The 12,740-nt window shown below is 46.9% G+C and carries 11 protein-coding genes; 2 read left to right on the top strand and 9 right to left on the bottom strand.

The genetic code is table 11. From position 1 onward, the window contains the following. Positions 1-13 precede the first annotated feature (13 nt). Positions 14-901: an RluA family pseudouridine synthase gene (locus GC102_RS35860; protein WP_171693736.1), complete on the bottom strand. Its 888-nt coding sequence runs from the start codon at positions 899-901 to the stop codon at positions 14-16. A gap of 282 nt (positions 902-1,183) precedes the next feature. Between GC102_RS35860 and GC102_RS35855 the strand changes: the two genes are divergently transcribed. Further along, positions 1,184-2,677, top strand: a complete 1,494-nt coding sequence (locus tag GC102_RS35855; RefSeq protein WP_171693735.1) for a phosphodiester glycosidase family protein — start codon at positions 1,184-1,186, stop codon at positions 2,675-2,677. Between the two features lie 62 nt (positions 2,678-2,739). Here GC102_RS35855 and hemL read toward each other — a convergent pair whose 3' ends face one another. Next, complete coding sequence (gene hemL, locus GC102_RS35850; RefSeq protein ID WP_171693734.1) at positions 2,740-4,038, bottom strand: glutamate-1-semialdehyde 2,1-aminomutase; 1,299 nt, start codon at positions 4,036-4,038, stop codon at positions 2,740-2,742. Positions 4,039-4,108: 70 nt separating this feature from the next. Here hemL and GC102_RS35845 point away from each other — a divergent pair, with 70 nt between their 5' ends. Then, on the top strand, positions 4,109-4,768 hold the full coding sequence (locus GC102_RS35845; protein WP_171693733.1) for a Crp/Fnr family transcriptional regulator: 660 nt from the start codon (positions 4,109-4,111) through the stop codon (positions 4,766-4,768). Here GC102_RS35845 and hemG read toward each other — a convergent pair. The 7 genes from hemG to GC102_RS35810 form a co-directional block, all read right to left on the bottom strand. Beyond that, complete coding sequence (hemG, locus tag GC102_RS35840; RefSeq protein WP_171693732.1) at positions 4,765-6,231, bottom strand: protoporphyrinogen oxidase; 1,467 nt, start codon at positions 6,229-6,231, stop codon at positions 4,765-4,767. The genes GC102_RS35845 and hemG overlap by 4 nt on opposite strands. Continuing rightward, the gene (gene hemH, locus GC102_RS35835) at positions 6,228-7,175 is read right to left on the bottom strand and encodes a ferrochelatase (protein ID WP_171693731.1); all 948 of its coding nucleotides are present in this window, start codon (positions 7,173-7,175) and stop codon (positions 6,228-6,230) included. Before hemH ends, hemG begins: the two co-directional genes overlap by 4 nt. A 1-nt stretch (position 7,176) precedes the next feature. Next, positions 7,177-8,241, bottom strand: a complete 1,065-nt coding sequence (gene hemE, locus GC102_RS35830; protein WP_171693730.1) for a uroporphyrinogen decarboxylase — start codon at positions 8,239-8,241, stop codon at positions 7,177-7,179. A gap of 197 nt (positions 8,242-8,438) precedes the next feature. Next, complete coding sequence (gene hemB / locus GC102_RS35825) at positions 8,439-9,431, bottom strand: porphobilinogen synthase (protein ID WP_171693729.1); 993 nt, start codon at positions 9,429-9,431, stop codon at positions 8,439-8,441. 68 nt (positions 9,432-9,499) lie between these two features. Further along, entirely contained in the window at positions 9,500-11,032 is a 1,533-nt protein-coding gene (gene cobA, locus GC102_RS35820; protein WP_171693728.1) for a uroporphyrinogen-III C-methyltransferase, read from the bottom strand. Between the two features lie 5 nt (positions 11,033-11,037). Then, on the bottom strand, positions 11,038-11,985 hold the full coding sequence (gene hemC, locus GC102_RS35815; protein WP_171693727.1) for a hydroxymethylbilane synthase: 948 nt from the start codon (positions 11,983-11,985) through the stop codon (positions 11,038-11,040). An 80-nt stretch (positions 11,986-12,065) separates the two neighbouring features. Further along, the gene (locus tag GC102_RS35810; protein WP_171693726.1) at positions 12,066-12,737 is read right to left on the bottom strand and encodes a precorrin-2 dehydrogenase/sirohydrochlorin ferrochelatase family protein; all 672 of its coding nucleotides are present in this window, start codon (positions 12,735-12,737) and stop codon (positions 12,066-12,068) included. Positions 12,738-12,740 lie beyond the last annotated feature (3 nt).

Here is a 12,740-nt window from a genome sequence, read left to right as displayed (position 1 = left end):
CATGACTACATTTTTACAAGGCTGCAACTTCCTCTAGTAAAAGTTTGAAATCTTGCGGCAGAGGAGCATGCACGATGACCTGCTTTTGAGTAACAGGATGATCGAACAAAAGCTTCTCTCCGTGCAGAGCTTGTCGATGAAACAATCGCGATGAACCCCCATAAAGGGAATCCCCTACTAATGGGTGGCCTAAGTGACTAAGATGGACCCTAATTTGATGGGTTCTCCCTGTTTCTAGCGTAAGTTCCACGAAAGCTGCTTTCTTCATTTGCTGTAAAACACGATAATGTGTTACCGCTTGATCACCGCTAGGTGAAACTCTTCGCTTGCCTGAGATATAGCGATCTTTCCCAATAGGTTCATCTATCGATCCTTGTTTTGTTCGGAATATTCCTTCAGCTAGTGCCACATAGCGTCTATCAATCCGTTTGTCACGCATTGCCTCATCAAGAAGCACATGCGCCCACTCATTTTTGGCATAAAGTACTGCTCCGGTCGTATCTTGATCTAAACGATGGATATGCCGAATCCCACAAGCCTGGCCTGTCGATTCAAAATAGAAGGCTACCGCAGAAGCCAACGTACCGCTTTGCCCTATCTCTGCTGGATGAACAGACATGCCTGCCGGTTTATTAACAACAAGGCAAAAGTCATCCTCATACAAAATACCAAGAGCGTAAGGCTCAGGTCTGAAAGAAGCCTTCTCTTCTGGAAACGCATGAAGTCGAATTTTGTCATCCTGAATTCGAATAAGACCTTGAGAGGCTAGTCGAAGATAGTACTTTCTAGGAACTGGCAGTATAGCTGCTAATTCTTCTATAGCCCCTGGTTTAAGAGGCTTCCATAACGGATTTGGAACAGGGAGCTCCAACCATTCACCACTGCGCTTCCACTCTGTCATTTAAGTGTTCCTTTACGAAAAGATAAATAGATTACGAGCAAAATAACTAGAAACACAAAAACAACGGCCATTAGATCTATTGGAAAATCAAAAAAGTAATATCGTTTCATAGATTTGATTACTCCTTAAGAAAATAGGGATTATGTACACTTTATTTTAACAATTACCAATAACAATTGCATGCAAAAATATGATAATATAAGTCTTGTATTGTTTTTTTTCGACATTACTTATCAAAATATCTAATACCAAATAGAATAATAGAGCAGGAGAGGAACAACCGTGGGTAGTTCAATATTAGAGCATTTTCGTAGTTATAGTTGGCTGAAACGCACTTTTCTCGTTATAGCTGTTTGTACTTTTCTGAGTTCAAGCTTCTTATTTCTAACCCCGCCTGGGGCATATATTCGCGAGTATTTGGCTAAAACGGTTATTACGACGCAGCATCGTGACTGGGCTTGGATTTTCGTTGGTGCTGAGCGTAGAGATCAGATGGTTCTCGAAATGCAAAATTTGACCGAAATCAACTCTGTTGAAAAACAAGATTTGCGGGCGGTTCAATTCAATAAAAATCGTTCTACGGAAAGTCTTGTGAAAGTCGAAGATATTTCTGGTCAGTTTTGGAAGGGCAAGAAAATGTATGTCTATGACCCAAGAACGATTCGTGTCGTTGTCCCCGCAAAGCAAGGTGAAGGGGAAAGAATTACCTCCATGGTAGAGCGTACTGGCGCTGTCGCCGGCGTAAATGGCGGAGGTTTCAACGATCCAGACGGACTTGGAAACGGATTTGCGCCAATTGGTGCTATTATGTCCGGCGGAGAAATTCTTTATACAGACCAAGAAGGCAGCGTTCCTCAACACATCGTTGGATTCACAAAAGAAGGCACGCTCATTATCGGCAAGTATACGATTGACGAGCTGCTTAAACTTGGTGTCACTGACGCTGTATCCTTCTATCCGCGTGTTATTGCTAACGGAAAACCGCTTATTACAAGCGGAGACGGAGGCTGGGGACGCGCACCTCGTACAGCTGTGGGACAAAAAGCCGACGGAACGGTTATCTTCATCGTGATCGACGGCCGTCAAACGCACAGTGTAGGCGCGACCCTCAAAGAAGTACAGGATATGTTTCTCGCAGATGGCGTCATTAATGCTGGCTTCTTAGATGGCGGAGCTTCCTCCGAGATGGTATACAATGATGAGCTGATTACGAAGCCATCAAGTCGTTATGGGGAGCGTCGCTTACCTTCTGCTTTCCTAGTTTTTGACCATCCTGACCAAGTAAAGGTGAAGAATGTTTGGGAAGGACTTAAAACAATCGATCCAGGTGGTGCTTATGACCACCCTGAATTCTTGAAAGAACAAGCGAATAAAAAAGCGAACCCGCCTAAAGCAACAGCTACACCAAAATCAACAACGTCAACCAAGCCTGAAACCAGCAGTGAAGCAGGTAAGAATGGTACATCTAATCCTCCTTCAGGATCAGATAATGGTGCTGTCAAACCAAGTCCGACAGTGAAGCCTGAAACTTCACCTACACCTTCTACGAAGCCAAGTCCTTCTCCGAGTACAGGCTCTGGAACAGGTACAGGCAATGGTGGTAATACCGGCACAGGTTCGGGCACAGGCTCAGGAAGCTCCTCACCAGGAGCTTCCACATCATCAAAGCCGAGCCCGACGCCTACACCGAGTACAAGCCCTAACCAAGGACAAACAAATACTGGGAATCCTGCATTGCCATCTCCAACCGTTGCTCCAACTACAAAAACAGAATAAATCCTCTACATAAATTGCAAAAGACCTGGCCACGTTGGCCAGGTCTTTGCATGTTCAGAAACTTATAATCGCTTCAACGCTTCACGATGAGCATCGATGGTAGCAGCGATATCTTCATCGGAATGAACCGTAGATACAAACATCCCTTCGAATTGCGAAGGTGCAACCGAAACTCCCAAATCGAGCAAATGGCCGAAATAAGCATTAAACTTGGCTAGATCAGACGTTTTGGCTGTATCGTAATTCGTGACAGCCTGCTCAGTGAAGAATGGACATATCATGGATCCTACTCGGTTAATAGTGCTTGCTACGCCAATTTCAGCAGCATTCCTAGCAAAACCAGCTTCCAGCTTCGCGGACTTGCGTTCCAGTTCCTCATACACATTGGGCTCACCCAATAACGATAACGTTGCGAAGCCTGCTGCCATTGCTAGTGGATTGCCTGATAAGGTTCCCGCCTGATAGATTGGACCTGCAGGAGCAATCTGCTCCATAATGTCCAGACGGCCTCCATAAGCGCCTACAGGGAGTCCTCCGCCAATGACCTTACCTAGACATGTTAAATCAGGTGTAACGCCGTATAAGCCCTGAGCACAGTGTTTATGCACGCGAAAGCCAGTCATCACCTCATCGAAGATTAGCAAGGTGCCATATTGCTGAGTAATGGCACGTAATCCTTGTAAAAACCCTTCAGCTGGAGGAACTACTCCCATATTCCCTGCAATCGGCTCAACGATTAAAGCCGCGATTTCTTCTCCAAACTTTTCAAACACTAATTTAACGGATGCCAAATCATTGTAAGGCACAGTGATCGTATTCGAGGCCACGCTATTCGGAACCCCTGGACTGTCTGGAAGGCCAAGTGTGGCTACACCGGAGCCAGCTTTGATCAGCAGTGCATCTGCGTGACCATGATAGCTTCCTTCGAATTTCATAATCTTGTCGCGCTTCGTAAACCCGCGGGCTAACCGAAGGGCGCTCATCGTCGCTTCTGTCCCTGAATTCACCATGCGAACCATATCAATGGACGGCACGCGTTCAATAACCAACTTCGCCATTTCCGTTTCTAGAAGCGTCGGAGCACCGAAGCTCGTCCCTTTTTCGGCAGTACTTTTAATGGCTTCCAGCACGACAGGATGAGCATGTCCGACGATTAATGGACCCCAAGATCCTACATAATCGATAAAGGTATTGCCGTCAATATCCGTTACGTGAGAACCTGAGCCTTTCTCCATGAACAAAGGTGTTAGACCAACCGACTTAAAGGCGCGAACAGGACTGTTCACTCCCCCGGGAATGATCTTCTTAGCTTCTTGAAAGGCGGCCGAAGAGCGCGTGTCGATTCTACTCGAATTTTCCATAATTTCATACCCCCAGTAATCTATCTATGATAAAATGAGTTGACTTACTACATATAAAGGCGGTACCCATATGATCGATATCATCAAAAAAGTACCTTTATTCTCCCAATTGAATGAAGAACAATTGGGCGCTCTAGCTCAGATTTGTACAAGACGTTCCTTTAAAAGGAGTACCGTCTTATTCTCCGAAAAAGAGGTCGGCTCCGTCTTTTATATGGTCCTCAGCGGCTCCGTCAAAATTTTCACAACAAGCAGTTCCGGTGAGGAAAAAATATTGTCCATCTGCAAATCAGGCGAAAGCTTTGGTGAACTTTCACTGATTGATGGCAAGCCGCGCTCTGCTTCGGCCCAAACTTTGGAGGACAGTGTACTACTCACATTGACAGGACAAAGTTTCCTCGATCTGCTACGCACTAATTTTGACATTACCCTCGGCATTATGCAAGAGCTTAGTAGTCGACTACGCGATACGAATCAACAAGTGTTCGACTTGACCTTCTTAGATGCGAGAACGCGTGTCATCAAAAGCTTGATCAAAATGGCCAATAAGCATGGGTTGCGTAACGGAACGACGATTACGATTAAACTCGTGCTTAACTTTGATGAAATATCTCAACTAGCCGGCGTACAAAAAGTGACGCTCATGCAAGTGATTCGTGATCTTGAAGAAAAGCAAATCTTGACCCTTTCATCATCAGATTTCAAATTAGATCTGGCCAAGCTTCGTTAAATCGAACTGGCTGTTTCTACGGCTTCCTGAGACTGGTTTTGGATCAGATCCGCAAGCTGCCACGCAGCCTCTTTACCTTGCCTTATACAGTCAGGGAGACCCACTCCATGGAACCCTGCACCCACGATAAGGACCTGAGGCATAGCTGCAGTAAGCTCTTCACGGAACTGTGCAATCTGCTCCAGATGACCCACAGGATATTGCGGCATAGAATGCATGAGGCGAGTTACATCCGTAAAGAGCGGTTCCGCTTTTAGTCCTAATAATTCCCGCAGATCATGACGAGCTTTGCTAACTAGTTGTTCATCCGACCACTCCGGCCACTCTTGCTCACCTGCACGACCGATATAACAGCGCAGAAGCACCTTCCCGTCTGGGGCTGTATGCAGCCATTTAGCAGATGTTAAGGTACACGCAGTAATCGTCCTGCCCTCAGTTTTCGGCACTAGAAAGCCCGAGGCATCCAGTTCAAAAGGGATGTCTTTACGATCGAAAGCCATAATAACATTCGCCACGGAAATGTAATCAATCGTCTTAAGTTGATTTGCTGCAGGCAAATCTGCTAACATTTGCGCTGCCTGATAAGTAGGCGTAGTTAGGATAACGCCGTCAACCATTTCACTATGCCCATCCTCAAAGATAACCTCGGCTTGATGCTGCCCCATTTTACGAACAGATACAACCCCAACGCCATTTCGCAGATCCACAGTCTTCAAGGCAACTTCTAAGCCCGAAACCAACGTTTGAAGCCCTTTTTTGAATGTCACAAAAACCGAGTTACGAACCGCAGAAGGTAAGTGAGCACTCTCTTCACTCACGTTTTTGCGGCTGGCCATCATCCCTAGAATTAAACTTCGATGCTTCTGCTCCATCGCTCGAAACTGTGGGAACGTTGCTTTTAAACTAAGCTTAAACGTATCACCTGCATAAATCCCCGCTAGAAGTGGTTCCACGATACGCTGAAGCACTTCTTTCCCTAAACGGCGCTCCAGAAAATGTCCAAGAGATTCATCCGTTGATAAATCACGCTTCGGCAGGATCAAATCAAGTGCAGCTCGCATTTTACCTAATGGGGAAATGAGGCCCGTCTTCATGAACGGTGTCATTTGCGTTGGTATGCCGAGCACTAAGCCAGGTGGCATGCGGTGCAGCTTGCCTTGACGTACAATGTAGGTCTTTTTCGCCCCAGGATTCGTTCCTGTAAGCTCATGTTCAAGCCCGAGATCATAAGCCAGATCAATAATAGGGCGCTTCCGTGCAAGGAAGGAATCCGGCCCTTTTTCAATAACGAAACCCTCTCGCTCTATGGTATGAATTTTCCCGCCAAATGTCGGGGACTTCTCCACCACAGAAATACGAAAAGGAGCTCCCGCTGACTCCAACCTTTTCTTTAAGTAAAAAGCTGCGCTAAGCCCCGTGATCCCCCCGCCAACAATCATGTAGTGCGGAATCCTAGTACTCATGATAAACGGGTGACCTCTTTCCATTTCTTGTAGACAACATCACTCAATGTTTCCAGGTACAGAGGGTCTGTATTTAGTGATTCTGTTCGTTCCAAATGCAGTCCAAGCTCTTTGGCAAGAGCCTGTGCTTCAATATCTATATCGTAGAGAACCTCAAGATGATCCGAAACAAAGCCGATCGGACATAGAAGTACATTCTTGACGCTTTCTTCTTGATTGATCTTCTGTAAAACATCCAAGATATCCGGACCGAGCCACGGCATCGCCGTTTGTCCAGCACTTTGCCAACCGAACTGCCAATTCGTCAGACCTACACGCTCAGCAATGACTTTGGAAGTGGCAAGCAATTGATCTGGGTATGGGTCTTTCATTTCAAGTATTTTCTCAGGCAAGCTGTGCGCAGTAAAGATAACACGCACATCATTTCGATTCACACCTGAGAATTTCTCTAAGGCTTTGTCAACACGTGTACTAAGGGCATTAACCAGTTTAGGATGAAGATGGTAATCAAGAACGAAATCAATCTTCAGACCAAGTGCATCTGCCTTATCTTTCGCTCTTTTCACGTAGCCGCCAACGCTCATAGTGGAGTAGTGAGGGGCTAGAACGACTCCCACAGCCTCCGTAATACCGTCCTTAACCATTTGCTCTACACCGTCTTCTACGTAAGGCTGAGCATGCTTCAGACCCTGATAACAGACGAATTCAAGATCTGGATGTTCTTGACGAAGTGTATTCTCCAGGCCTTTAACCTGCTTGTTCGTATTTTCACGCAGCGGGAAGAACCCTCCCACAATTGCCTCATAACGAGCCGTTAATTCATGCAGTTGCTCAGGCGTTGGAGGATGCCCACGTCTAATATGTGTGTAATAAGCTTCAACTTGATCCAAACTTTCCGGAGTACCATAAGACATGACTAAAACACCAATACGCTGACTCGCCATGCTAAACACCACTCTTTTCTGCTTGCTGCGTTAATACGGAATGTGAGTAAGTATGGATGAATGTAGTTAAATCCTTTAATTTCTCAAGCGATGCTTCCGGGAATAAGCCATGGCCAAGATTAAAGATATAACCTGGTTGCTGGATACCCTCATCTATAATGGCTTTCGCCTGTTGCTCAATAACGCTCATCGGAGCTGTTAAAATATAGGGATCCAAGTTTCCTTGCACGGCAAAGCGCTCTCCAACTCTCCCACGGCCTACAGAAATTGGAATCCGCCAATCTAGACCAATAACATCCGCTTGGATGTCTTTGAGATATGGAAGTAACTCCCCTGAACTTACGCCTGGGAAATAAATCTTCGGCTCCTTCAAGTCCGCAAGTTCTTTGAATATTCGCGTCATTGTCGGCAGCACATACATTTGGAAATCCGCAGGAGAAAGCGCGCCAACCCAGCTATCAAATACTTGAACAGCCTTGGCACCCGCTGCGATATGCGCTCGCAAGTACGTAATAACCATATCACCCAGCTTCTCCATTAAAGCAAACCACACGATTGGTTCAGAGTACATAAGCTGCTTCGTACGAATATAGCTTTTGGATGGTCTACCTTCAATCAAGTAGCTCGCAATCGTAAATGGCGCACCCGCAAATGAGATGAGGGGAACCTCAAGCTCCTTGTCTAGGATACGGATCGTTTGAATAATATGCGATAAATCTTTCTCCACATCTATAGGACGCAAACGTTCAACATCCTGTGCTGTCCGAACTGGCGTGTGAATCACAGGACCCACATCTTTGACAATATCAAAATCAATCCCAAGTGAAGCAACGGGATTCATAATGTCCGAATATAAAATGGCCGCATCAACACCCAACTTTTTAATGGGCATCATCGTAACTTCCGCTGCTAGCTCAGGTTGCTGACAAATTTCGAGCAGTGAGTACTTTTCTTTGATTTTGCGATAATCCGGATCGTAACGTCCAGCTTGGCGCATATACCAAACGGGCAGCGTATCCACTTGTTCTTTTCGGCATGCTTTAATAAAATTATCGTTGTAGGTCATGAGGCACCTTCCTCTGGGTTTCCATCTATTCTCATTCATTATGCCCTAATTATACCCCTGTCACAACAGAAGTAAGCTTAGGTTTTGCGACAAAAGTATGACAAAAGAACCATCCGCACTAAGACAACATGCTGATCGTTTCCACCGGAAACTGCTCGCCTTTGCATCTTAGGTGAATGGCTCTATTTAGAAATTAGCTATTTTTTCAAATAACGAGCAATGTCTTTAGCAAAATATGTCAAGATGATATCAGCACCAGCACGTTTGAAGCTCGTCATTGTTTCCATCACGATAGCCTCTTCATTAACCCAACCCTGCATGGCCGCAGCCTTAATCATCGAATATTCTGCACTTACATTATAGGCTACTACCGGCAAATCGAAGTTATCCTTCAGCATCCGAATGATGTCCATATAAGCAAGAGCTGGTTTCACCATGAGGAAATCAGCGCCCTCTATAACGTCACTTTCCGCTTCACGCAAAGCTTCGCGCCCGTTGGCTGGATCCATTTGATACGTCTTGCGGTCTCCGAATTGCGGTGTTGAATCCACAGCATCTCGGAATGGACCGTAGTAAGCCGATGCATATTTAACGGAATAGGCCATAATCGGTGTATTCTCGTAGCCAGCTTCATCTAATCCTGAACGAATAGCATGTACATAACCGTCCATCATGTTGGAAGGAGCGATAATGTCAGCACCCGCTTTGGCTTGCGATACAGCCGTACGAACCAACAGCTCCAAGGAAGCATCATTTGCCACATCCGCCTGTCCCGTAACCGGATGATGATGAATAACACCACAGTGACCTGTATCCGTAAACTGACAAAGACACGTATCGGCAATAATGAGCAAATTCGGGTTCAATTCTTTAATAAAACGGGTCGCTTGCTGCACAATGCCATCATCCATGAAAGCGGAAGTTCCTGTCGCATCTTTATGATCTGGAACTCCAAACAAAAGAATAGCTTGAATGCCGAGCTTTGTAATTTCTTCGATCTCTTCTTGCACTCTGTCTAAAGAAAAATGATAAACACCTGGCATCGAAGCAATTTCTGACTTGATGTTCGAACCATGTGTGACAAAAATCGGTTGTACAACATCGTGAACAGTCACTTGATTTTCACGTACCAGATTACGAATAGCTGCATTGCCGCGTAAGCGGCGATTACGAACGATAGGGAAACTCATGAAGAATTCCGCCTCCTTATTGGCGTTCAGATGCAGATCCTTAAGAAGCTGCATCTGAGGCATTATTATTATTTAAGCTGAGCAATGCTTTGTACTAATGACGCAACAGTAGCCTCTTCAGCCATATACGTAACCGGTAACCCACATTGACTTGCGGTCTCTGCAGTTTTGGGTCCAATACAGGCAATTTCAACCCCTTGCAGCAAGGATAGCGGTTCTTCCACACCTAGCTGACGCAAGGCTTCAAGCAAATTTGTAACCGTAGATGAGCTTGTAAAAGTTATGATATGAATGCTTTGATTTTGCAGAAGATGAATGATTTCATCCCCATCTTCTGTTGTAAGTACATTTTCGTAGACATCGACTTCGGTTACTTCAAGACCAAGTTCTTTGAGCTTAGCAGGCATATAATCACGCGCCAGGTCAGCCGTAGGTAATAGCACCTTCTGACCGGCTTTCAAATCTGCTTGAATGGCTTCCAGAATACCCTCGCCTTGATATTTGGCCGGGAGTACATCCGCAATGATGCCACGTTCAGCTAGCGCTTCAGCTGTCTTCGGGCCAACAGCTGCAATGCGAGCTTTCCCCATTTTGCGAACATCAATCCCTTTTTCACGCAGCCTGCGGAAAAAATACTCCACACCGTTTACGCTTGTCAGCAGCACCCAATCAAATTCATGAAGCTTATCTAGCGCCAAATCCAATGCTTGAATGGCCTCAGGGCGACTTGGCGGTTGTAATCGAATAACTGGGAATTCGACCGCTTCTCCACCCATGTCATCGATTAAATCCACAAGCTCACTTGCCTGACTTCTAGCTCTTGTGACAAGCACTCGGCGCCCGAAAAGCGGCTTCTTCTCTATCCAGGCCAGTTTCTCACGCAGCTTAACAACTTCACCAACGATAATAACGGCTGGTGATTTGAAATTAGCTTCTCTTACCTTCTCCGTAATATCGGCCAAAGTTCCCGTAATCGTTTCTTGATCCGCCCATGTTCCCCATCTGACGAGAGCAACAGGCATTTCTGGCGGTTTGCCGCAGCGAATCAATTCGCGACAAATTTGTTCAAGATTCGCTACACCCATCAAGAAGACCATGGTGCCGATCGCCTTAGCCAGATGCTCCCAGTCCAAACTGGAATAAGTCTTATTCGGGTATTCATGACCGGTAATAATCGCAAAGGATGAAGTAAAGTCGCGATGTGTGACTGGAATACCTGCATAGGCAGGAACCGCAATCGAGGATGTGATACCTGGAATAATATCGAAGATCACATCATTATCTGCGAGCAGCTCCGCTTCCTCGCCCACTCGACCGAATACACTGGGATCGCCGCCTTTGAGCCGAGTCACAACTTTCCCCTGAAGAGCTAGATCTACGAGCAATTGATTAATTTCTTCTTGCTTTAGTATATGTTTGTCCGGAAGCTTGCCGACAAAGATCAGCTCAGCTTCCGGTCTACGATGCTTGAGTAGACGAGGGTTGGCCAGCCGATCATAAACGATGACATCGGCTTTCTGAATGGCTTCCATACCGCGAACCGAGATGAGTTTAGGATCTCCGGGACCAGCACCAACGAGATAGACTCTTCCTTTGTTCACGATGCTCACTTCCTTACCTCAGCCAGGATACGTTCTGCGCCTTGCGCGATAAGCTTATCGGCGACAAGCAAACCTAGTGCTTCCGGATCGCTCCCGGAAGCCGTCTCCTTGAGCATGGTGACGCCGTCCGGCGTACCGACCATGCCCGTTAAAGTGAGCAGCGGCATCTCTGTTCCGCTGCTGTCCTCGCTTATGCTCGCGTAAGCGCCGAGCGGCACTTGGCAGCCTCCATTGAGTCTGCCTAGAAAAGACCGCTCCGCTCGCACCGCGAGCGCGGTTGGCTCATGCTGGAACCTGCCCAGCAGGTCCAGCATGAAAGCGTCGCCGCCCCGGCACTCGATGCACAGCGCCCCCTGCCCTACGGCAGGGAGGCAGATCTCGGGCGGCAAGTACGCGCTGATGCGATCCTGCCAGCCGATCCGGTGCAAACCGGCCGCGGCAAGCAGAATCGCATCGAAGTTCTCATCATCGAGCTTGCGAAGCCTCGAATCAATGTTCCCACGGACCGACTCGATGCGGAGGTCCGGGCGGTGGTGCTGCAGCTGGCTGGCGCGCCGCAGCGAGCTGGTACCGACGAGCGCGCCTTGCGGCAGCTCGTCCAGGGAGCGGTGCCCGCGTGTGATCAGCGCATCGCGCGGATCCTCACGCTTCGGCACCGCTCCGACAACTAGCCCTTCGGGTAACTCGAAGGGCATATCTTTCATGCTGTGGACGGCCATGTCGATGTCGCCGTCCACGAGTGCCTGTTCGATTTCCTTGACGAACAGACCCTTACCGCCTACCTTGGACAAGGTGACGTCCAATATGCGGTCGCCCTTCGTGACAATTTTCTTTATTTCAAATTGACAAGCTATCCCATGTTCAGCTGCAAGCTGTTTTAAGAGCTCCACAACTTGCCCTGTCTGAGTAAGTGCCAACGCGCTTTGCCTAGTTCCTACGATGATTGTTCTCATCTCTACCCGCCTCCCTGTACTTGCTGCCCGATATCCTTGATAGCTGACCAAGCAGATAGATCCGTACCTCTAACTCCAACTTACCCCTGCATCCAAGGTTCTTTCTCTAAGGTTATGTAGAGCTTCTCTTTCCAACTCTCAAACGTACCCTCGCGTATTTTGGCGAGCACATCCCATTCAAGCATCTCTTTAAATACACGTTGTCTAGCTTGTTTATCGGCCACCCTACTCTGAATCAATAACCGCAAATCACTAAGGAAATCGAGGTAAGTTTCATACTCCTCACCATAAGCGTTGTCTAATTCTTGAGCAATTTTACGAGCAGCCGAAGGGCTGGCTCCACCTGTTGAAACCGCAATAACTAACTTCCCTCTTCGAACAACTGAAGGCACGATGAAGGAGCTCAATTGAGGTTGATCAACAACGTTGACTAACTGCCCCTGACGTGATGCTATTTCATGAACGTGAGCATTAACTTTCGCATCATTCGTTGCAGCTACAACCAAGATGTAGGGCGCAAAATCTGAGCTTTCGTCGATCATAATCGATGGATGAAACGTTTGCCTATACAGAACCACTTCAGCATGGTTCTCCATCTCGATAATCCCCTCAGTAAATTCTGTGCTTAAGATCGTTACATGGGCACCTGCTTGCAGCAATGATTTCACCTTTCGTTCAGCCACAGCCCCGCCGCCGACAACTAAACATCGGCGTCCAGAGAGATTCATCATAATTGGATATGGATGATTCATCGT

This window comes from Paenibacillus germinis (assembly GCF_013141785.1).
Taxonomy (GTDB): Bacteria; Bacillota; Bacilli; order Paenibacillales; family NBRC-103111; genus Paenibacillus_E; species Paenibacillus_E phytorum.
The sequence above is the reverse complement of the archived record's forward strand: the minus strand, read 5'-3'. Positions and strand labels throughout refer to the sequence as shown.